The sequence below is a fragment of the Methylobacterium sp. 142-1Y genome (assembly GCF_057747795.1).
Map to the genome: position 1 here is coordinate 2,561,663 of NZ_CM173224.1, position 20,336 is coordinate 2,581,998.

General features: G+C 70.2%; 16 protein-coding genes. 8 read left to right on the forward strand and 8 right to left on the reverse strand.

Translation table 11 applies throughout. The features are described from left to right. Nucleotides 1–13 precede the first annotated feature (13 nt). Complete coding sequence (locus tag AC3AOF_RS11650; protein ID WP_236990549.1) at nucleotides 14–1,345, forward strand: adenylate/guanylate cyclase domain-containing protein; 1,332 nt, start codon at nucleotides 14–16, stop codon at nucleotides 1,343–1,345. 55 nt (nucleotides 1,346–1,400) lie between these two features. Here the strand turns inward: AC3AOF_RS11650 and AC3AOF_RS11655 are convergent, their stop codons facing one another. Continuing rightward, complete coding sequence (locus AC3AOF_RS11655; RefSeq protein WP_048430796.1) at nucleotides 1,401–1,634, reverse strand: GcrA family cell cycle regulator; 234 nt, start codon at nucleotides 1,632–1,634, stop codon at nucleotides 1,401–1,403. Between the two features lie 324 nt (nucleotides 1,635–1,958). On the opposite strand from AC3AOF_RS11655, the gene AC3AOF_RS11660 reads away from it, so the two are divergent. Continuing rightward, nucleotides 1,959–3,605: an inorganic phosphate transporter gene (locus AC3AOF_RS11660; protein ID WP_488348606.1), complete on the forward strand. Its 1,647-nt coding sequence runs from the start codon at nucleotides 1,959–1,961 to the stop codon at nucleotides 3,603–3,605. Nucleotides 3,606–3,775: 170 nt separating this feature from the next. On the opposite strand, the gene AC3AOF_RS11665 is transcribed toward AC3AOF_RS11660, so the two are convergent. Next, a complete protein-coding gene (locus AC3AOF_RS11665) occupies nucleotides 3,776–4,480 on the reverse strand; it encodes a GntR family transcriptional regulator (protein WP_488348607.1) in 705 nt (234 codons plus the stop codon). A 62-nt stretch (nucleotides 4,481–4,542) separates the two neighbouring features. Beyond that, nucleotides 4,543–5,094, reverse strand: coding sequence for a cupin domain-containing protein (locus tag AC3AOF_RS11670; protein WP_236990552.1), 552 nt, complete (start codon nucleotides 5,092–5,094; stop codon nucleotides 4,543–4,545). A gap of 164 nt (nucleotides 5,095–5,258) precedes the next feature. On the opposite strand from AC3AOF_RS11670, the gene aptA reads away from it, so the two are divergent. Then, the gene (gene aptA, locus AC3AOF_RS11675) at nucleotides 5,259–6,590 is read left to right on the forward strand and encodes an omega-aminotransferase AptA (protein WP_488348608.1); all 1,332 of its coding nucleotides are present in this window, start codon (nucleotides 5,259–5,261) and stop codon (nucleotides 6,588–6,590) included. Between the two features lie 327 nt (nucleotides 6,591–6,917). Here aptA and AC3AOF_RS11680 read toward each other — a convergent pair whose 3' ends face one another. Together AC3AOF_RS11680 and AC3AOF_RS11685 are read right to left on the reverse strand one after the other, a co-directional pair. Further along, nucleotides 6,918–8,618, reverse strand: a complete 1,701-nt coding sequence (locus AC3AOF_RS11680) for an IlvD/Edd family dehydratase (protein WP_488348609.1) — start codon at nucleotides 8,616–8,618, stop codon at nucleotides 6,918–6,920. Nucleotides 8,619–8,742: 124 nt separating this feature from the next. Further along, entirely contained in the window at nucleotides 8,743–9,723 is a 981-nt protein-coding gene (locus AC3AOF_RS11685; RefSeq protein WP_488348610.1) for an NAD(P)-dependent oxidoreductase, read from the reverse strand. Between the two features lie 155 nt (nucleotides 9,724–9,878). Here AC3AOF_RS11685 and AC3AOF_RS11690 point away from each other — a divergent pair, with 155 nt between their 5' ends. The 3 genes from AC3AOF_RS11690 (at nucleotide 9,879) to AC3AOF_RS11700 (ending at nucleotide 14,105) form a co-directional block, all read left to right on the forward strand. Next, nucleotides 9,879–10,292, forward strand: coding sequence for a PaaI family thioesterase (locus AC3AOF_RS11690; RefSeq protein WP_236990558.1), 414 nt, complete (start codon nucleotides 9,879–9,881; stop codon nucleotides 10,290–10,292). Between the two features lie 185 nt (nucleotides 10,293–10,477). Next, nucleotides 10,478–10,987: a hypothetical protein gene (locus tag AC3AOF_RS11695; protein WP_236990559.1), complete on the forward strand. Its 510-nt coding sequence runs from the start codon at nucleotides 10,478–10,480 to the stop codon at nucleotides 10,985–10,987. Nucleotides 10,988–11,411: 424 nt separating this feature from the next. Next, nucleotides 11,412–14,105 (forward strand): excinuclease ABC subunit UvrA, encoded by a 2,694-nt coding sequence (locus AC3AOF_RS11700; RefSeq protein ID WP_488348611.1) that lies wholly within the window; start codon nucleotides 11,412–11,414, stop codon nucleotides 14,103–14,105. A 373-nt stretch (nucleotides 14,106–14,478) separates the two neighbouring features. Here the strand turns inward: AC3AOF_RS11700 and repC are convergent, their stop codons facing one another. Continuing rightward, nucleotides 14,479–15,624 carry a plasmid replication protein RepC gene (gene repC, locus AC3AOF_RS11705; protein ID WP_336886966.1) on the reverse strand — a complete coding sequence of 382 codons (1,146 nt, stop codon included), beginning with the start codon at nucleotides 15,622–15,624 and terminating at the stop codon, nucleotides 14,479–14,481. A 193-nt stretch (nucleotides 15,625–15,817) separates the two neighbouring features. Next, on the reverse strand, nucleotides 15,818–16,015 hold the full coding sequence (locus AC3AOF_RS11710) for a hypothetical protein (RefSeq protein WP_236990562.1): 198 nt from the start codon (nucleotides 16,013–16,015) through the stop codon (nucleotides 15,818–15,820). 519 nt (nucleotides 16,016–16,534) lie between these two features. Here AC3AOF_RS11710 and AC3AOF_RS11715 point away from each other — a divergent pair. Both AC3AOF_RS11715 and solA read left to right on the forward strand, forming a co-directional pair. After that, entirely contained in the window at nucleotides 16,535–17,545 is a 1,011-nt protein-coding gene (locus tag AC3AOF_RS11715; RefSeq protein WP_488348612.1) for a TRAP transporter substrate-binding protein, read from the forward strand. A 112-nt stretch (nucleotides 17,546–17,657) separates the two neighbouring features. Next, nucleotides 17,658–18,833: an N-methyl-L-tryptophan oxidase gene (solA, locus tag AC3AOF_RS11720; protein WP_236992817.1), complete on the forward strand. Its 1,176-nt coding sequence runs from the start codon at nucleotides 17,658–17,660 to the stop codon at nucleotides 18,831–18,833. A 552-nt stretch (nucleotides 18,834–19,385) separates the two neighbouring features. Here the strand turns inward: solA and AC3AOF_RS11725 are convergent. Then, nucleotides 19,386–20,297, reverse strand: coding sequence for a LysR substrate-binding domain-containing protein (locus tag AC3AOF_RS11725; protein ID WP_488348613.1), 912 nt, complete (start codon nucleotides 20,295–20,297; stop codon nucleotides 19,386–19,388). Nucleotides 20,298–20,336 lie beyond the last annotated feature (39 nt).

Genomic DNA, 20,336 nt, shown 5'->3' on the forward strand with positions numbered 1-20,336 from the left:
GGACGGATCACCGATGACCCCAGACCCGACGCAAAGCCCCGCGCCCCGCCGGCCGCTCCGCGCGCGGCTCGGCCCCGTGCGCAGCCGGGCCGGGCTGACCACCGCGGGGGCCGCCCTGCTGCTGCTGGTGGGCTCCGCCAACGGGCTGCTGCTGGCCTGGCAGAGCACCGTCCAGCACCGCATCACCCACACGCTGTCGGTCGACCGGACCCTGATGCAGGTGCTGGCCGACCTCCTCGACAGCGAGACCGGGCAGCGCGGCTACCTCCTGACCGGTGATTCCTCCTTCCTGGTGCCCTACACCGCCGGCCAGGCCCGGATCGCCGCGGAGCTGCCGGTGCTGGACGCCGAGCTGCGCGGCTCGGCCCCCCAGGAGGCTCGCCTGAAGGCGCTGCGCCCCGCCATCGCCCGCAAGTTCGTCGAACTCGACCGGACGCTCGCCCTCGACCGGGCCGGCGACCGCGACGGGGCGCTGGCCCTGGTGCGGGCGGGCGAGGGCAAGACCGAGATGGACGAGATCCGCCGGATCATCGAGGCGATGCGCGCCCAGGAGGACGAGGTGCTGCTGGGCTACCAGCGGCACGCCCACGGAATCGAGGCGATGGTGGGCATCGGCAGCGTGGTGTCGGTCGGCATCATGGCGCTGCTCGCGGTGCTGGCCCTGCGCGAGACGGCGCGGCGGGCGGCCCTGTCGCGCTTCCTGCCCGCCGAGTTGGCGCCGCTCCTGGAGCGCGGCGGCAGCATGGCGCAGGGCGGCGGCCTGCGGCTCGGCGAGCGTCGCCACGCGGCCATCGCCTTCGTCGACATGCGCGGCTCCACCACGATCGCCGAGCGGGCCGATCCCGAGACGGTGGCGATCCTGGTCACGGGGTTCCGCCGCTGCGTCGCCCAGGCCGCCCGGGAGACCGGGGGCGTGATCGACAAGTTCATGGGCGACGGTGCGCTCGTGGTGTTCGGCGTGCCAGAGGCGCGGGCGGAGGCCGCCGCTCAAGGACTCGCCTTCGCGGAGCGGCTGGAGGAAGGGGTGGCGGCGTGGAACGCCGAATCGGGCGAAGCACCGGTGCGAATCGGCATCGGGGTGCATTGCGGCGAGGTGTTCGTCGGCGTGGTCGGCGACGACGACCGGCTCGAATTCACCGTGCTCGGCGACGCGGTCAACGTCGCGGCCCGGCTCGAACAGGCGACCAAGACCTTCGGGACCACCACCCTGGTGTCGCAGGCGGCGCTCGATGCGGCTCAGGTCTCCGGCGGGGCTTGGGCCTCCGGCGAGGCCTGGCGCGAGGTCAGCCGCCAGCCCCTGCGCGGCCGGCGGGAGGCCTTCCCGATCTACGGCCGGGCGGCCTGAGAGCGATGTGGGGAAAAATGGCGCGGGACGGGGTAGCGGTCCCGGCCGGCCTCTGCTATCGCAGCCGCCCCGGCCGGGTCGGCTCGAAGACGATCCGGCGGTGGAAGGCGCACCAGCTCTTGCCGTCCTGCACCGGCGCCCCGCAGCAGACCGCACGGTCGTTCGGTTCGCCGATGATGAACTTGCACACGAAGGCGCCCGATTGGGCGAACGGAACCCGGAGGCTCGGAGAGGGCTCCTCGACGGCGTCTGCGGTCACGATATGCGACATGCGCACGAGCTGGTTCATCGGGTACTGACTCGCTGGCCTTCCGCCACCCTCGACCAGAAGGGCACCGGGCCGGTTCGTTGCGGGCAGGTCCGTCACCGGATGCTCCACCCATGAGATCCGCGCCCCTGTCGACCCGCGCACACGCGTCGCAGGGGCAGCGGTGTTCGTACGAATTTGGGGTTGCGTCTCGCAGAACGCAAGCCCCTTAAGCATTTACGCGTGGTTTTCGACAGCCGGGGCGGGTTCGCGAAGGCCCTGTCAGCCCTTGCCGCGTCATCGACTTGCCATCCGGGCGCCCTATCCTTGGCGGATCGCCGCCACGAGTCTGCCCACGGGTCCGCCATGTCCGACGCCGCCCTCGCCCCCGACCGCGCCGGCGCGGCGCATGGTCACGCCCGGCCCGGCCGCCGGTTCGACCATCGCGTCCACCCGGCGGCGACGATCGGCTTCCTGGCCGTGCTGGCCGCCGGCCTCGCCTATGGCGGCACCAACCTCCTCGCCGACATGCAGCGGGCCGGCCAGCCGCCGCTCGCGCTGGGGGCCTTCGCGCTCCTCGGCCTCGCCCTCCTGATCGCGCTCGCCTTCGAGTTCGTGAACGGGTTTCACGATACCGCCAACGCGGTGGCGACGGTGATCTACACCCACTCGATGCCGCCTCTCGTCGCGGTGATCTGGTCCGGCGCCTTCAACTTCCTGGGCGTCATGGCCTCGACGGGTGCGGTCGCCTACAGCGTCGTGACCCTGCTGCCGGTCGAGCTGATCCTCCAGGTCGGCTCGGGGGCCGGCTACGCGATGATCTTCGCCCTCCTGCTCGCCGCGATCGTGTGGAACCTCGGCACCTGGGCCCTCGGCCTGCCGAATTCCTCGTCGCACGCGCTGATCGGCTCGGTGATCGGCGTCGGCCTCGCCAACCAGCTGATGGCGCCGGGCCATGCGGCCTCCGGCGTCGCCTGGGGACAGGCGGCGAGCGTGCTCGAATCGTTGCTGTTCAGCCCTCTCATCGGCTTCGTCTGCGCCGCCGGGCTGCTCCTCGTGCTCAAGCGCCTGGTGCGCCGGCCCGACCTCTACCGCGCACCGGAGGGCGAGGCGCCGCCGCCCCTTTGGATCCGCGGCCTGCTGATCCTCACCTGCACCGGCGTGTCCTTCGCGCATGGCGGCAATGACGGCCAGAAGGGCATGGGGCTGATCATGCTGATCCTGATCGGCGCCGCCCCCACGGCCTACGCGCTCAACCGCACCATGCCGGATTCGAGCACACAAGCCTTCGTGCAGGGCTCGGAGAGCGCGAGCCGGGTGTTTCGCGACCATGCCGGCGGGGCCCCGATCCCGGACGCGGCGCGAGCCCGGGCCAAGGTCGGCGAGGCCTTGAAGGCGGAATCACCGGCCAAGGCGCTCGCCGCGCCGGACGCCTTCGCGGCGCTCGCCGGCCTCGCGGACGACATCGCCGGGCAAGTGAAGAATTACGGCGCCATCCGCCACGTGCCGGCGGAGGCGACGCCGAACCTGCGCGCCGACATGTATCTCGCGAGCGACGCGGTGCGGCTCCTCACCGGCGAGCACTCGCCGCTCCGTGACACCGAGAAGGCGACCCTGACGGCCTATCGGCACACCCTCGACGACGGCACCCGGTACATCCCGACCTGGGTCAAGGTCGTGGTCGCCCTGGCGCTCGGCCTCGGCACGATGGTGGGCTGGAAGCGGATCGTCGTCACGGTCGGCGAGCGCATCGGCAAGCAGCATCTGACCTACGCGCAGGGCGCCTCGGCCGAGGCGGTCGCCGCCGGCACGATCGGGCTCGCCGAAGCCTACGGCCTGCCGGTCTCGACCACCCACATCCTGTCGAGCGGCGTCGCCGGCACGATGTGGGCCAACGGCACCGGCCTGCAGATGACGACGGTGCGCAACCTGGCGCTCGCCTGGATCCTGACCCTGCCGGCGGCGATCACCCTGGCGGGTGGCTTGTATTGGGGACTGCGGCATGTGTTCTGACGCAGGACAAGCATTCCGGGACAGGTGACGGCATCGGCATTCCCACCCGCGACCTCATCCTGAGGTGTCAGTCGATCTTCGATCGACTGACACCTCAGGATGAGGCTGGGGAATGGGATTGTCCGTCGTGTCTATTTTACGTCGTGCAATATTTTTGCTGAAGCAAGCATTCAACCCGCAACCGCCGACTTCCGATAAATCTCGACCAGCGAGCGGCCCGCATGCTCGACATGGATCCGCAGCAGGTTCGCCGCCGCGACGATCTCCCCCGCCTCGCACAGGTCGAGGATCGTGGTGTGCTCCATGTCGGCGCGGGCGACGTCGCCGGTGACGGAGAGTTGCAGGCGGGTCGGGCGGTCGCAATCCTGGAGCAGGCCGGCGACGATCGAGAGCGAGCGCGGCCGGCCGGCATGGCGCAGGAGGCCGAGATGGAAGCGCCGGTTCAGCTCGCCCCAATGCGCGACCTCACCGGCCGCAAGCGCCGCGCTGTACTCGTCGCGCAAGGCGCGCAGCTCCAAAAAATCCTCCTGGGTCAGATGACGGGCCGAGAGGATCAGCAATTGCGGCTCCAGGGAGACGCGGAGCTGAAACACGTCCTCGATCTCCTCGACCGAGAGCCCCGAGACCACCGCGCCGCGATGCGGCACGATCTTGACGAGGCCGCCGGCTTCGAGTTGCAGCAGCGCCTCGCGGATCGGGATCCGGCTGATGCCGAACTCCTCCGCCAGGGCGTCCTGGCGCAGCTGGAAGCCCGGCGCCAGGGTGCCCGAGAGGATGCGCTGGCGCAGGGCCTCGGCCACCGCCGCCGAGACGGTGCGGTGCCGCAGGCCCTCGGGGGAGGACAGGCCGGTCGTCCGGCGCGCCGTCACGGCCATGCTCGCATCCTCGCTGGTTCAGTCGAACGTATATTGTATACGATTCGGGATTTTCAAGCCGGTCAGAAGGTCGGCGGCGTGCAGGCGCTCACCACCTCGCAGGGATTCGGGCCGATGCAGCGGAAGCGGTGCGGCCGGCGGCTGGAGAAGTAATAGGCATCGCCCGGCCCGAGCACCCGGCGCTCGTCGTCCACCGTCACCTCCAGCCGCCCCGAGAGCACGATGCCGCCCTCCTCGCCGTCATGGACCAGCGGCACGCGGCCGGTATCCGCGCCGGGCTCGTAGCGCTCCTTGAGAAGTTGCAGGGCGCGGCCGAACAGGGTGTCGCCGACCTGGCGGTAGGAGATCCGCCCCTTGCCGATCTCAACCAGCTCCTCGCTGGCATAGAACGCCTTCTCGGTCCGCTCCGGCGTCAGGGAGAAGAACTCGGCGAGCCCGATCGGCACCGCGTCGAGGATGCGCTTGAGGGCGCCGACCGACGGGTTGGTCTGGCCCGATTCGATCAGCGAGATCGTCGAGTTCACCACCCCGGCGCGCTTCGCCAGCGCCCGCTGCGACAGGCCGTGCAGGAGGCGCACATGGCGCAGGCGCGCGCCCACCTCGTCGTTGGTCACCCCGGCTCCCCTGTTGAGGCTGTTGCGGATCGGGCAACACCTTAACCACGCAGCATGGTCCGTCAAAGGGTTGCGCCGACCCAGAAAAGGACTTGTTGCCCGTGCCGGAACGGTCTTGTCTGGGGGCGAAACCGCCCCAGACGACCCCGCCGGAGCCCCCCGCCATGAACGCCCATCCGCCGCGCCTCAACCGCCCGAGCCTCGACGCCTACTGGATGCCGTTCACGGCCAACCGCCAGTTCAAGGCGGCGCCGCGCCTGCTCGTGGCGGCCGAGGGCATGCACTACACGGCGGATGACGGGCGCACCGTCCTCGACGGCACCGCCGGCCTGTGGTGCGTCAATGCCGGGCACGGCCGCCGGCGCATCGCCGAGGCCGTCGAGCGCCAGCTCTCGACCCTCGACTACGCGCCCTCGTTCCAGATGGGCCACCCGATCGCCTTCGAGTTCGCCGAGCGTCTCGCCGCCATCGCGCCGGCCGGCACGCTCGACCGGGTGTTCTTCACCGGCTCGGGCTCGGAATCGGTCGATACCGCGCTCAAGATCGCGCTCGCCTACCAGCGCGCCATCGGCCAGGGCACCCGGACGCGGGTGATCGGGCGCGAGCGCGGCTATCACGGCGTCGGCTTCGGCGGCATCTCGGTCGGGGGGCTCGTCAACAACCGCCGGATGTTCCCGCTCCTCCCGGGCGTCGACCACCTGCGCCACACCCACGACCTCGCCCGCAACGCCTTCGTGCAGGGCCAGCCCGAGCACGGCGCCGACCTCGCCGACGACCTCGAGCGGCTGGTGGCGCTGCACGGCGCCGAGACCATCGCCGCGGTGATCGTCGAGCCGGTGGCGGGCTCCACCGGCGTGCTGGTGCCGCCGAAGGGCTACCTGGAGCGCCTGCGCGAGATCGCGACGAAGCACGGCATCCTGCTGATCTTCGACGAGGTCATCACCGGATTCGGCCGCCTCGGCGCGCCCTTCGCCACCGATTATTTCGGGGTCACCCCGGACCTCGTCACCACCGCCAAGGGGCTGACCAACGGCACGATCCCGATGGGCGCGGTCTTCGCCACCCGGGCCGTCCACGACGCGCTGATGCACGGGCCGGAGGGCGCGATCGAGCTCTTCCACGGCTACACCTATTCGGGCCATCCGGTCGCCTGCGCGGCCGGCCTCGCCACCCTGGAGATCTACGAGGAGGAAGGCCTCCTCACCCGCACGAAGCAGGTCCAGGCGCAGTGGCACGCGGCCATGCACGCGCTTCGCGACTGCCCGAACGTGATCGACATCCGCACCATCGGCCTCATCGCCGGCATCGAGCTGAAGTCCCGGGACGGGGCGCCGGGGGCCCGGGCCTACGACGTCTTCACCGATTGCTTCGAGAAGGGCCTGCTCATTCGCGTCACCGGCGACATCATCGCCCTGTCGCCGCCGCTGATCGCGGAAGCCGAGCACATCGACACCATGGCGTCGATGCTGGGCGACGCGCTGCGGCGGGCGGTGTGAGCGGCGGCTTTCCGCCCTATCCGCAGGGCAGTTCGGGAAAGAAAATGGCGCGGGATTCCGCCTCTCCCCGCGGGCGGGGAGAGGGCTGTGTCTCCGTTCAGGAGACGCAGCAAGCGGAGGCGAAGCCGGAGCGAGGGTGAGGGGGTGTTTCCGGAGGAGCCAAATCCGGCGCCTCCCCCTCACCCTCGCGGCGAACCTGCGGTTCGCTGCTCCCTGAGCCCCTTCGGAGCTCAGGCCTCTCCCCGCCCGCGGGGAGAGGGGAAACCAGCGCCTCGCCTTTTATCGTTCATGGCGCGCTGGATGACTGTGCCACTGCGCTCTACCCCCTCACCCCTCCCGCCGCATGAAGTCGAAGTCGCAGCCTTCATCGGCCTGGGTGACGGTGTCGTGGAACAGGCGGGCATAGCCCCGCGCCGCCCAGTCGGGCCGCGTCGGCGCGTCGAGGGCGGCGGCCCGGGCCGCGAGTTCGGCCTCGTCCACCAGGAGGTCGATGCGCCGTCCCTCGACGTCGAGCCGGATGCGGTCGCCGGTGCGCACCAAGGCGAGGGGCCCGCCCACCGCCGATTCGGGCGTGACGTGCAGCACGATGGTGCCGAACGCCGTGCCGCTCATCCGGGCATCCGAGATCCGCACCATGTCCTTGACGCCGGCCCGCGCCAGCTTCTTCGGAATCGGCAGGTAGCCCGCCTCCGGCATGCCCGGCGCGCCCTTCGGCCCGGCATTGCGCAGGACCAGCACGTCGTCGGCCGACACGTCGAGATCGGGATCGTCGATCCGCGCCGCCATGTCGGGAATCGACTCGAACACCACGGCCCGCCCCTCGTGCTGGAGCAGGCGCGGCGTCGCCGCCGAATGCTTGATCAGCGCACCGCGCGGGGCGAGGTTGCCGGTGAGCACCGCCATCGCGCCGACCGGCTTGATCGGTGACGTGGGCGAGCGGATCACGGTCTGGCCCGGCACCTCCTCGGCCGCCGCCACCACGTCGCGCAAGGTGGCGCCGGTGATGGTCGGGGCGTCGAGGTCGATCAGGTCGCCGAGTTCGCGCAAGAGCTTCGGCACGCCGCCGGCATGGTGGAAATGCTCCATGTAATGGTCGCCGGACGGCTTGAGGTCGACCAGCACCGGCACCTCGCGGCCGATCGCGTCGAGGCTCGCGAGGTCGAGGTCGATGCCGGCGCGGTTCGCCATGGCGGTGAGGTGGATCACCCCGTTGGTCGAGCCGCCGATCGCCTGCATGACCACCTGCGCGTTGCGGATCGCGGCCCTGGTCATGATCTGGCTCGGGCGCGGGCCGCCGGTCTTCGCCATCGTGGCGGCGACGGCCCCACTCGCCTCGGCGAGGCGGATCCGCTCGGCGTGAGGGGCCGGAATCGTGCCTGACATCGGGAGCGCCAGCCCCATCGCCTCGATCATGCAGGCCATGGTCGAGGCGGTGCCCATCACCATGCAGGTGCCGACCGACGGCGCGAGGCGCCCGTTGACGATCTCGATCTCCGGCTCGTCGATCTCGCCGGCCCGGTGCGCGCCCCAGAGGCGGCGGCAATCGGTGCAGGCGCCCAGAACCTCGCCGCGGTGATGGCCGACCACCATCGGGCCGACCGGAATCACCACGGTCGGCAGGTCGACGGAGGCCGCCGCCATCACCTGCGCCGGCAGGGTCTTGTCGCAGCCGCCGATGACGATCACCGCATCCATCGGCTGGGCCCGGATCATCTCCTCGGTGTCCATCGCCATCAGGTTGCGCAGGTACATCGAGGTCGGGTGGGCGAAGCTCTCGTGGATCGAGATCGTCGGGAACACCATCGGCATCGCGCCGGCCAGCATCACCCCGCGCTTGGCCGCCTCAATCAGCTGCGCGGCGTTGCCGTGGCAGGGATTGTAGTCGGAGGCGGTGTTGGTGATGCCGACGATCGGCCGGTCGAGGGCGTCGTCGGAATAGCCCGCCGCCTTGATGAAGGCCTTGCGCAGGAACAGCGAGAAGCCCGCATCCCCGTAGCTGGTCAGTCCCTTGCGCAGCCCCTTGGCCATAGTGGTCGTCCTCCCGGTTTGGTCGTTGCGGTCGGTTCTACGGCCGGGGGGAGGCGTGTCAACGAAGCCTCCGCGACGGCAGGCGGCGGATCTTTCGAGAGGTGTCGATCCGGAATCGCGGCGCTCAACGCCCGCGCCGCGACCAGCTCTCCGCGTTCACGGCGCCCCGCGGCACCTCGCCGGCCAGGATGGCCCGGACCTGCGCCACCGTGTCGAAGGCCTGCGCCTCGATCGCCGGCGGCGTGAGCCCGCCGATATGCGGGGTGGCGACGACGTTCGGCAGCCGGGCGAGGTCGGGCGAGGGCATCTGGTCGGGCGCGCGCCCGACATCCATCGCCGCGCCGGCGATCCGGCCCTCGGTGAGCGCCGCGGCGAGCGCCGCCTCGTCGACGAGGTTGCCGCGGGACAGGTTGATGAACACCGCGTCGCGCCGCATCCGCCCGAGGGCGGCCGCGTCGATCAGGTTCTCGGTCTCCGCCGTGGCGACCGCCAGGCACACGACGAAATCCGCATCGGTCATCAGCGTCTCGAACCCGACCTGCCGGACCCGCGGATCGCCGACCGTGACGTGGGGATCGGCGACCAGCACCTCCAGGCCGAGCGGGACGGCCAGAGCCGCGAGGTTCCGGCCGATCGCCCCGTAGCCGACGATGCCCAGCCGGCTGCCCGCGAGCTGGCGCCCCATCCGCACCTCCGGCATCCGTCCGGCCCGGTAATCCAGCACCGCCCGCGAGATGCCGCGCGACAGGTCGACCATGAAGCCGAGCGCCAGTTCGGTGACCGCCGCGACGAAGCCCGGGGCGGCATGGGTCACCAGCACGCCGGCCCGGCTCGCCGCCGCCACGTCGATGGTGCGGATGTCGACCGCGCAGCGCAGGAACGCCCGGAGCTGCGGCAAGTCGGAAAAAATCCCGGCCGGGCCGGCGGTGGCCCGGTCGGCGATGACGAGATCAACGCCGTGCGCGGCCGCCACGAGGGCGGCGGCGTCGAGCGGGTCGTCGCCCTCGTGCAGGACGACCTCGGCGAGGCCGTCGAGGGCGGCGAGCGCCCGCGGGCCGTAATAGTGCTCGCGGCTGTGCGGCGTATGCGTCAGGAGCACTTTCATCGTCGGTCCCCTTCGTCCCAAGATCGTGGTGCCAAGATCGTGGTGCCAAGATCGTGGTGCCAAGATCGTGGTGCCAAGATCGCTCACCCGGGATCGCGGTTCCACGATCGCCGACGATCGCGGTATCGGCCCGAGCCACCCAGGAGTTCATCCGCATGACAACGCCGTTCGATCCGGCCGCTTCGGGCTGGGAGGTCGTCGCGATGTCCGAGTTCATCGACCTGATCGGCCCGGTCTGGCAGCGGGAGAGCGAGGCCGGTCCGCTCTACGGGCTGCTGATCGCGGAGAAGCACCGCAACCGCAACGGCGTGGTCCATGGCGGCGTGATGGCGACGCTCCTCGACATGGCGCTGGGCCGCGTCGCGGCCGACGCGCAGGGCGGGCGCCGACAGGCGACGATCAACCTCGACCTGCAATTCCTCGAACCCGTCCAGGTCGGCGAGTTCCTGGTCGCCGAGTGCCGGGTGGTGCGGGCCACCCGCTCGATCCTGTTCATGCAGGGGCACCTGCGGGTCGGGGACCGGGTCTGCGCCGCGGCGCAAGGGGTCTGGAAGATCCTCGGGGCGTGACGCCCCCCGCCAGAGCATTTTCCGACGAAGGGGATACCGGTTCGTCGCAGAAAATGCGGCACGATCAAAAACCAGAAGCACCATCCGATCGCAACGCGATCGGATGGTGCTCCTGGTGGGCCTTGCGCGCGTCTCGCGTCATCGGCTCCTTGACGAACCTCCTGCCCGTCGGAGCGGCCGCCACGATGTCTGAAGCGAGTCCTCGTCCCCTCTCCCTTGCCGATCGCCTGGAGGCCAACGCGATCCTCGACCGGCTGGTGGCCGAGGAACCGACCTTCCCGGACGAGGATGCGCGCCGCCTGATCGCCCTCGTTCCCGTGCGCAAAGCCCGCCGCCTCACCCTGAATCTCGGCCTGCAGCGTCCCGGCACGAAATCCCGCGGCCACGCCGCCGGGCATGGCGACGTGGAACTGGAGGAGCCCGGCGAGACCACGACCTGGTCGAGCGATTCCCGGCCCGTCCTCCGGATCGGCGGCTACGAGGTCACCCACGTCCCCGGCACGATCGAGATCGCCCTGCTATGGTCGGAGACCCGGCTCGACCGGTCCGGCCAATCCTGCACCCTGAGCTACGACATCGTCACGGGCACGCCCCGGGAGATGCGGATCGCCCGCCAGGCGACGATCGGGTTCTTCGGGCTCCACGTCGCGACCGTCCGATACGTGCCGTGGAAGACCCCGCGGGCGGGTGGCTGAGGGGCGAGCGCGCCGCGGGCAGGGAAGTCGAGTGCGAAAGCCGACACTCGTCCGCTGCCGTCTTTCGAGGCGGCTTGCGCTGTGCGGCACAGCAAAACCGACACGACGGTGCAAATCAGGAAAAAAACGTCGCTTTTTTGCAATTACAGCGTCCCATCCGAATCAAGATGCGAACGGTTCTCCAGGTGCGGAATTGAAAGATCAATCGATCCTTTTTTGATTGTCTCCGGCGGTTACTCACCCACCTTACTCATGCAGGGTCCGCCGATCCCTACCGGGAGGGGTCACCGTCCGGTTCGGCTTCCGGACCACGCACCGATGCGGGTAAGCACCGCCCGGAAGGCCGTTCGCCGGCAGGCCGGGCTTTTGCCCGTCACATTCCTCCCACCGGCCGGGCCGCCCGCATCCCGCGAGAAAGCATCCCATGGATCAGGCAAAGCCCACGGACATGACCAGGACCCGCGCGAGGATCGCCCGGTCGGGGGCGGGGCGGGCCGGTTTCGTCACGGTGCGGGGCGCGCGGGAGCACAACCTGCGCGACGTGGACGTGGAGATGCCCCGCGACGCCCTCGTGGTGTTCACCGGCGTCTCCGGCTCCGGCAAGTCGTCGCTCGCCTTCGGCACCCTCTACGCGGAGGCGCAGCGCCGCTACTTCGAATCGGTCGCGCCCTATGCCCGCCGGATGATCGACCAGGTCGGCGTGCCGGACGTCGATGCCATCGAGGGGCTGCCCCCGGCGGTCGCCCTCCAGCAGCAGCGCGGAAGCCCAAGCGCGCGCTCCTCGGTCGGCAGCGTCACCACCCTGTCGAGCCTGGTGCGGATGATGTATTCGCGCGCCGGCACCTACCCGCCGGGCCAGCCGATGCTGTTCGCGGAGGATTTTTCCCCCAACACGCCGCAGGGCGCCTGCCCGTCCTGCGGCGGCCTCGGCCGGGTCTATAGCGCCACCGAGGCCTCGATGGTGCCCGACCCGTCGCTGACGATCCGCGAGCGCGCCGTCGCGGCCTGGCCGCAGGCCTGGGGCGGGCAGAACCTGCGCGACATCCTGGTGAGCCGCGGCGTCGACGTCGATACGCCGTGGCGGGACCTGCCGCGGGCGCTCCGGGACTGGATCCTGTTCACCGACGAGCAGCCGCAGGAGCCGGTCTATGCCGGGCTGACGCCGGAGCAGACGCGCCTTGCCCGCAAGCGCGGCCTGGAGCCGAGCTACACGGGTACCTTCACCAGCGCCCGCCGCCACGTGATGCACGCCTTCACCAATTCACAGAGCGCGCTGATGCGCCGGCGTGCCGCGAGCTACCTCGTGAGCGAGGATTGCCCGGCCTGCCACGGCAAGCGGCTCAAACCCGAAGCGCTCTCCGTCACCTTCGCCGGGCTCGATATCGGCGACCTCTCGCGGATGCCGCTCTGCGACCTCGCCGAGGCTCTTCGGCCGGCCGCCGAGGACAGTCTTCCCGAGGACGGCACGGATTCGGACGTTCTCGACCGCGAGGCGGGCCGGCGGGACCGGGCCGCGCGCGTCGCCGCCGGCGGATCGGCCCATGCGGCCGCGCCCGATACGCGGGCGACGCCGAATCTCTCGATCGAGAAGCGCCTCGCCGCCCAGCGCCTGGCCGCCGACCTCGTCGACCGGATCGGGACGCTCAGGAATCTCGGCCTCGGCTATCTCTCCCTCGACCGCGTCACCACGACCCTGTCCTCGGGCGAGCTGCAGCGCCTGCGGCTGGCCACCCAGCTGCGCTCGCAGCTCTTCGGCGTGGTCTACGTGCTCGACGAGCCGACCGCGGGCCTCCATCCCGCCGACGGCGACGCCATGCACGAGGCCCTGGCCGGGCTTCTCGAATCGGGCAACTCGCTCTTCGTCGTCGAGCACGACATCGGCACGATGCGCCGGGCCGACTGGCTCGTCGATGTTGGTCCTGCCGCTGGCGAGCATGGCGGCACGATTCTCTACAGCGGGCCGCCCGAGGGTCTGCGGGAGGTCGAGGACTCGCGCACGCGCCTGCACCTGTTCGGCCTCGCCGAACCGCCCGCCCGGCCCCGGCGGGAACCGACGGGGTGGCTGCGCCTGGAGGGCGTCACGCGCAACACCCTGCGCGGGGTCTCCGCCGCCTTCCCGCTCGGCTGCCTTACCGCCGTGACCGGCATCTCGGGCTCCGGCAAGTCGAGCCTCGTCAGCCAGGCGCTGCTCGATCTCGTCGGCGACCATCTCGGCCGCCCGGTCGAATCCGACGTCGAGCCCGAGGACCCGCTCGACGATGCCCCGGCGCCGACGCAAGGGCGCATCGCCGCCGGGATGGAGGCGATCCGGCGCCTGGTGAAGGTCGACCAGAAGCCGATCGGGCGCACGCCGCGCTCGAACCTCGCGACCTATACCGGCCTGTTCGACGCCGTCCGCAAGCTGTTCGCCGCCACCCCGGAGGCGCGGCGGCGCCGCTACGATGCCGGCCGCTTCTCCTTCAACGTCGCCAAGGGCCGCTGCCCGGTCTGCGAGGGCGAGGGCTTCGTCAGCGTCGAATTGCTGTTCATGCCGAGCGTCTACGCCCCCTGCCCGACCTGCCACGGCGCCCGCTACGCGCCGGAGACGCTGGAGGTGACCTGGAACGGCATGAGCATCGCCGACGTGCTCGGGCTCACGGTCGAGCGCGCCTGCGCGGCCTTCGCCGAGGAGCCCACGGTCCTGCGGCCGCTTGTGCTCCTGCGCGACCTCGGCCTCGGCTACCTGCGCCTGGGCCAGCCCGCCACCGAACTCTCCGGCGGCGAGGCCCAGCGGATCAAGCTCGCCACGGAATTGCAGCGCGGCCAGCGCGGCGGCACGCTCTACGTCCTCGACGAGCCGACGACGGGCCTGCACCCGACCGACGTGGACCGCCTGCTCGTCCAGCTCGCCGGCCTGGTCGATGCGGGCAACACCGTCGTCATGGTCGAGCACGACATGCGGGTGGTGGCCGCCGCGGACCACGTCATCGACATGGGCCCCGGCGCCGGCACGCTGGGCGGCCTGGTCGTGGCCGCCGGCCGACCGGAGGCGGTCGCCGCGACGCCGGAGAGCCGCACCGCGCCTTACTTGCGCGAGGAACTGGCGCTCGATGGCGGCCAGCAACGGAGCCCGGGTTGATATCAAAGGTCCAAGATGCTGATGCATCGTTTCGATCCCAGGCACGTCCGAGATCGACGGTGCCATCGATCCAAATCCTCAATCCCACCCACGACCTCATCCTAAGGTATTAGTCGATCGTAAATCGATCGACCTCGAAGGAGGGTTCCAGAAGTCTCTGCGCTCGCTGGAACCCTCCTTTGAGGCTCGCTTCGCTCACACCTCAGGATGAGGTCGCGAATGGGATGGAGACATTCGCTGACGATGCTGTCCTCACAGATCGAATGGGTTCTGCCTGTCCGGCACAGGTTTTCCCATCCCGGACCCCGAACGATGATGGATTCGGCATGACTGCCGCTCATCCGCACGAGGGTGTCGGGCACGGCACCGATCGTCACGTCATCCGCCGCCGGCGCATGGCGAGAAGCTCGGTCCCGAGCTGGTAGCGCCCCTCCCCGGCCAGACGCACGAGGCGCCGGAAATAGCCGCCCGGATTGCGAATCCGGTTCCGGCCCGACCCGACATCGTCGTCGTGCAGCTGTGCCACGACCAGCACCAGGATCGCCGCCTCGTACGGGCCCACGGCAGCGCAGGCCTCGGCCCAGGCGCTCGCATGCGCCCCGATCGTCGCCCTCAGCACCCGGCCGGCATCGAGGATCTCGTGTTCCTCGCGGAGATCGTCGCCCACCAGGTCGCGGACCACCGGGCAGGCCTCGACCACCAGCGCCGGCGACAGACCCGCCACCGGCCGCTCGACCGGGCGAGGCGCATCCGCCTTCCCCGACGAGTCCTTGCTCCAAGCCTCGGTAGGAGATCCTTTCTCTGTTTCTACGTGAGGGCACGTGTTGCCGTCACAGCCGGCTGCGTAGAAGCGATCCTCGACCATCCGGCGCAGTTCTCCCCAGGCCTCCAGAACCAGTTCCGGATCGCCCGCGCCGCGCCGGTCGGGCGTGGTCGCGTCGAGGCTCCCTTGCGCCTCGGCGAGGTCGGCGATCGTGGCGTCGGGATAGCGGGTCGCGAAGGCCTGCAGGGCTTCCGCCACGGCGCGCCGGTGCATCGTCACGAGATCGAAGGCCCGGCGGCGGCGCTCCCGCGCCTCGGCCCGCGCCTGGATCGCCAGCGCCCAGTCGCCCCGGCGCGCATGGAGCGGCGTCAGGTCGAAGCCGAAGGCGTCGAGGATCGTCCCGTCGCGGGACCGGATCGCGTAGCGCTTGCCGTTGGCGGAATCCTTCGGCGCGATGATCTCCAGGCCGACGAGGTCGCGGAGCGCATAGCGCACCGCACGCTCCGACAGCCCGGTGCGCGACACCAGGTACTCGTTCGACGGCCATACGATCAGGCGCGACCATTCCTGCTCGCCCCAGGTGGCGACGAGCTCGGACAGGACCAGCCGCAGCGACGGACGAAGGCCGAGCGCCTTCGCCGCCTCGCGGGCGGACGCCGACAGTTCCTTGCGCGTGACCGTACGCCCGTCCTCGAGGGCGCGTCTCTTCCCTGCGAGGGCGGCGCGCGTCAGCGGCCGGCCCCCGGTCTGAACCATCTCCACTCCACACCTCCTTGGACGGAGGCAAAGCGGGACCGTTCGCCCGAGAGGGCGTCATTGACGAGAAGGTCGGGAACCGCTAGAAGGAGGATGCCAATCCGGTCTTCAAGCGGCGGCTTCCCCAGCCCCCGTTATGAGATCCCAAAAAGCGCCGAGGTCCCCACCTCGGCGCTTTTTTGCTTTGCTGCGTCTACATCTGTTGTCCCACGAAAACCTGCTCGAGCGCGTGGATGATCGCGAGGCGCCGGTTCGGGAACTTGCCCTCACGCACCGCCGCGTCGATCGCCTGCTGCACCTGCGCCGGCACCCAGACGTTCGTCTCCGTCTCCCCGGAGGCCTTGCGGGCTTCGCGGAGCTTCTTGACGCGCTGAGACGGGGTATCGGCCATCGCTCTCGACTCCACGACTCGTAACGTTACGAGTCGTGTCACGAGTCGGGCCTGCGCCGCAACGCGGAGTCGAGATTCGGCGGTGGATGTTAAATTCGATTCACAGACGAATCGGGCGTGGGGCCGCTGCGAGTCCCCTGGCATGGTGATCTGGCATCCCGACGCGGCTCCACCGGTCGATTCGTGAAGAGTTCCATGCGGGATTCGGGAGAATCGTCGGCAATAGCTTCGAATCGGTGGGTTGGTCTTGGGAGCGGCGGGGTTCACCGGGGTCAATCGGGGGTGGGGCGCCTCTTCTTCCCTCTCGCGGCGGAACTGTTCGGGAAAACGAAGAGGCGCGGGTTTCCGCCTCTCCCCGCGGGCGGGGAGAGGAGGGTTCCCGCGCCGCCTCGGTCAAAGCTTATCCCCAGACCGCGCCTCATCGGCCGATCGGCCTAACCCCCGGCACGTTGTGAGAGCTAGGCCCCTCCGGATATCGTCGCGACGGCCGGGGGTACACCGGCGACGGGGTGAGACGGGATGCCGACGCGCAGGACGATCGTGCAGGGTCTGGGAGCGGGCCTGGTCCTGAGCCCCCTCCCCTTCCGCCGGGCCCGGGCCGACGCGCTGCGGCTGAGCATGGGCTCGCCGATGCCGCAGGCGCATCCGGCCACTACCTGCCTCGTCGAGGCGCTCGACGCGATCCGGGCCGAGAGCCAGGGCCGGATCGACATCACGCTCTATCCCGACAGCCAGCTCGGCAGCGAACTCAGCATGCAGTCGCAGCTACGCTCGGGCGCCATCGCCTTCACCCTCACCTCGGCGAGTTCGCTCCAGACCCTGGTGCCCCTCGCCGGCATTCCGGGCCTGGCTTACGCCTTCTCGGGCTACGTGCCGCTCTGGACCGCCCTCGACGGCGGGCCGCTGAGCGAGCGCATCCGGGACGCCCTGGCGAAGTTCGGCCTCAAGGCCTTCCGCGTCGTCGACAACGGGTTTCGCGACGTCATCACCGGCGCACGGCCGGTCGAGGCGGTGGCCGATCTCCAGGGCCTCAAGATCCGGGTGCCGCCGAGCCCGCTCCTGACCTCCCTGTTCCGGGCGCTCGGCGCCGCGCCGACCACCATCAACCTCGCCGAGACCTATGCCGCCCTGCAGACCCGGGTGGCCGACGGGATGGAGAACTCGCTGCCGCAGATCGAGGCGACGCGGGTCTACGAGGTCCAGAAGTACCTCTCGCGCACCGGCCATTCCTGGGACGGGCTGTGGATCCTCGCCCATGGCCGGACCTGGGATGCCCTGCCGAACGAGGCCCGCGCCCTGATCGGCCGCCACTTCGACACGGCGGTCGAGCGCCAGCGGCAGGCCTTCGTCCAGATGAACACGCAAGCCGAGGCGCGGCTGCGCGCCAGGGGCCTCGTCGTCACCAGGCCGGATCATGCGCCCTTCCGGGCCGCCCTGGAGCGGGCGGGCTACTATGCCGAGTGGAAGGGCCGGTTCGGCGCGGAGGCGTGGGGCGCGCTCGAGCGCTATACCGGCCCGCTCGGGGTGTGACTCGGGAGGGGCCTTCCTGGCGAGCCCCTGCCCTGCGGGCGGATGCCTTGCCCCGCTTCCCCCGTTTCGGGCAGCCTCCGGTCGAACGAAGCGAGCGGGGCAGGGCGTGACGATGAGCGAGCGGGCGGATTTCCTGGTGATCGGCCTCGGGGCCATGGGCAGCGCGGCGCTCTACCAGCTCGCCAGGCGCGGCGCCTCGGTGATCGGCCTCGACCGGTTCGCGCCCCCGCACACCATGGGTTCGAGCCACGGCGAGACGCGCATCACCCGGCAGGCGATCGGCGAGGGGCGCGATTACGTGCCCTTCGTCCTCGACGCGCACCGGATCTGGCGCGAACTGGAGGCCGAGACCGGCGAGAGCCTGCTTCACGCCTGCGGCGCCCTGGTGATGGCGCCCGGCAGCGGCACCAACTCGCATCACGGCAAGCCGGATTTCGTGCGCAACTCCATCGCGGCCGCCCGCGACTTCGGCATCCCGCACGAGGTGCTGGACGGGCGCGAGGTGGCCCGCCGCTTCCCGCAATTCCTCGGCCTCGACGGCGGCGAGATCGCCTATTACGAGCCCGGCGGCGGCTACGTCCGGCCCGAGGCCTGCATCGCCGCGCAGCTCAAGCGGGCCGCCGACCTCGGCGCCACGATCCGCACCGGAATCGAAGTGCTGTCGATCGCTCGAGACGGCGACGGCGTGCGGGTCGAGACCTCGGCCGGCACCTTCCTCGCCGGTGAGGTGGTGGTGTCGGCGGGCGCCTGGACCGCCCCGCTCCTCGGGGCGCCGTTCGACCGCCTGCTCGACGTGAAACGCCAGACCCTGCACTGGTATGCCCTCGACGAGACCAAGGCCTATGGTCCCGACGCGCCGGTCTATATCTGGATGCACGGTACGACGGACACCGATTACTTCTACGGCTTCCCGCCGCAAGCCGGCGAGACCAGCGTCAAGGTCGCGACCGAGCAATATGCGGACGGCACGACCGCCGACGCCGCCGACCGGACCGTCCATCCGGAGGAATCGGCCGGGATGTACCGGCACCACATTGCCGGGCGCCTCGCGGGGGCGACGCCGCAGGTCGTCCGGGCCGCCGCCTGCCTCTACACCGTCACCCCCGACCGGGGCTTCATCATCGACCGGCATCCGGGCAACGCCCGAATCCTGGTGGTGTCGGCGTGCTCCGGCCACGGCTTCAAGCACTCGGCCGGCATCGGCGCCGCCGCGGCCGAGGTGATGACCGAGGGGCGCAGCCGGGTCGACCTCCGGCCCTTCTCCCTCGACCGCTTCGCGCGGAGTTGACGCCCGCACCACCCTGGACGCTCGGCACAGACCTGACGGCTATACGTTTCAACAAAGCTACAATGCGATATCAGGTCGGGCCGCAAGGCTGGACCGACCCTTCACGCCTGCCGTTTCGATGATTCCGACCGCGCAACCGGGTGGCGACCTCGCGATGCAAGTGTTCGATCTCGCGCCCACCTCGCTGTGGCTGCAGGATCTCGGCGCACCGACATTGGGAGTCTGTTTGATGGCCTCAGGCGCCCGCTCCCACACACGACCTCATCCTGAGGTATCATACGCTTTCCGATTGATCGCTTCGCGATGCGGAAAGCGGCTTCGCTCAGGCGCCGCGCGGGCTGATGATCCGGAATCCGGACGTGATCGTCCGGATTCCGTATAGTCGATTGAAAATCGACTGACCTCGAAGGAGGGTTCCAGGGATCGTGAAGATGTCTGGAGCCATCCTTCGAGGCTCCTTTCAGTCTGCGATCTCCGATCTCCAGTATCTCAGGATGAGGTCGAAGATGGGAAAAGCTCACAAAGCCGAGCGAACAGGCTTCGACGTGCCGCTCATCCCATGACCCCCGTCGCCGTCGTCTCGTAGCCCGCCAGCTCCTCGCGCACGACCGCGAGGAAGCCGTCGATGAGCGGGTTGTTGAGGTGGCGGCTCGGGAACAGGGCGTGGCCGTGGAACGGGATCTCGGGCCGGAACGGCCGGAAGGCGATGCCGCTGCGGCGGTAATCGTCGGCCGCGATCGGGTTCACGATGCCGACGCCGAGCCCCTGCTCGACCAGGGCGCAGATGGTCGCCCCGAACGGCGTCTCCAGCATCAGCTGGCGGCGGATGCCGGCGGCCTCGAAGGCACGGTCGACCCGGGTCCGCGCCCCGTCCTCCAGGGACAGGGAGACGAAGGATTCCCCCTCCAGGTCCTCCGGCACGATGACGGCCCGTTCCGCCAGCCGGTGGCCGGGCGGCAGGGCGCACAGGCCCGGAATCGCGTAGAGCGGGCGAGACTCGATGAACGGCGTCTCGACGACGTTCGCCATGAAGCCGATGTCGCAATAGGAGGCCGACATCCAGCGCATCACCGTGCCGTCGCTGCCCATCTGGAGCGAGATCGCGACAGTCGGGAAGTGCTCGCGATAGCGCCGGATGCAGCGCGGGATGAAGCCGAGCGCCATCACGGGCATCGCGGCGACCCGCAGGCGCCCGCTGCCGAACACCCGGATGTCGCGCGCGACCTGGGCCAGGTTCTCCAGCCCCAGGAAGCTGCGCTCGACCTCGCGGTAGAACGACAATCCCTCGTCGGTCGGGCGCAGGCGCCCGGCCAGACGCTCGAACAGGGTGAGGCCGGTCGCCGATTCGAGCTCCGCGATCAGCCGGCTGACGCTCGGCTGCGAGGTGCGTAGGGCCTGTGCCGCCGCCGTCATCGATCCGCGCAGCATCACGACGCGGAAAGCCTCGACCTGCCTCAGATTCATGCATCACCCCATATCAGCCGTGAATAGCATGCGCAAAAA

Bases quoted from the DNA above. Each gene is read 5' to 3' on its own strand.
- AC3AOF_RS11660 (WP_488348606.1), top strand. From the start codon at position 1,959: ATGTCCGACGCCGCCCTCGCCCCCGACCGCGCCGGCGCGGCGCATGGT.
- AC3AOF_RS11690 (WP_236990558.1), top strand. From the start codon at position 9,879: ATGACAACGCCGTTCGATCCGGCCGCTTCGGGCTGGGAGGTCGTCGCG.
- repC (WP_336886966.1), bottom strand. From the start codon at position 15,624: ATGGTTCAGACCGGGGGCCGGCCGCTGACGCGCGCCGCCCTCGCAGGG.
- solA (WP_236992817.1), top strand. From the start codon at position 17,658: ATGAGCGAGCGGGCGGATTTCCTGGTGATCGGCCTCGGGGCCATGGGC.
- AC3AOF_RS11725 (WP_488348613.1), bottom strand. From the start codon at position 20,297: ATGAATCTGAGGCAGGTCGAGGCTTTCCGCGTCGTGATGCTGCGCGGA.
- AC3AOF_RS11695 (WP_236990559.1), top strand. From the start codon at position 10,478: ATGTCTGAAGCGAGTCCTCGTCCCCTCTCCCTTGCCGATCGCCTGGAG.
- AC3AOF_RS11680 (WP_488348609.1), bottom strand. From the start codon at position 8,618: ATGGCCAAGGGGCTGCGCAAGGGACTGACCAGCTACGGGGATGCGGGC.
- AC3AOF_RS11710 (WP_236990562.1), bottom strand. From the start codon at position 16,015: ATGGCCGATACCCCGTCTCAGCGCGTCAAGAAGCTCCGCGAAGCCCGC.
- AC3AOF_RS11700 (WP_488348611.1), top strand. From the start codon at position 11,412: ATGGATCAGGCAAAGCCCACGGACATGACCAGGACCCGCGCGAGGATC.
- AC3AOF_RS11665 (WP_488348607.1), bottom strand. From the start codon at position 4,480: ATGGCCGTGACGGCGCGCCGGACGACCGGCCTGTCCTCCCCCGAGGGC.
- aptA (WP_488348608.1), top strand. From the start codon at position 5,259: ATGAACGCCCATCCGCCGCGCCTCAACCGCCCGAGCCTCGACGCCTAC.
- AC3AOF_RS11685 (WP_488348610.1), bottom strand. From the start codon at position 9,723: ATGAAAGTGCTCCTGACGCATACGCCGCACAGCCGCGAGCACTATTAC.
- AC3AOF_RS11650 (WP_236990549.1), top strand. From the start codon at position 14: ATGACCCCAGACCCGACGCAAAGCCCCGCGCCCCGCCGGCCGCTCCGC.
- AC3AOF_RS11715 (WP_488348612.1), top strand. From the start codon at position 16,535: ATGCCGACGCGCAGGACGATCGTGCAGGGTCTGGGAGCGGGCCTGGTC.
- AC3AOF_RS11655 (WP_048430796.1), bottom strand. From the start codon at position 1,634: ATGAACCAGCTCGTGCGCATGTCGCATATCGTGACCGCAGACGCCGTC.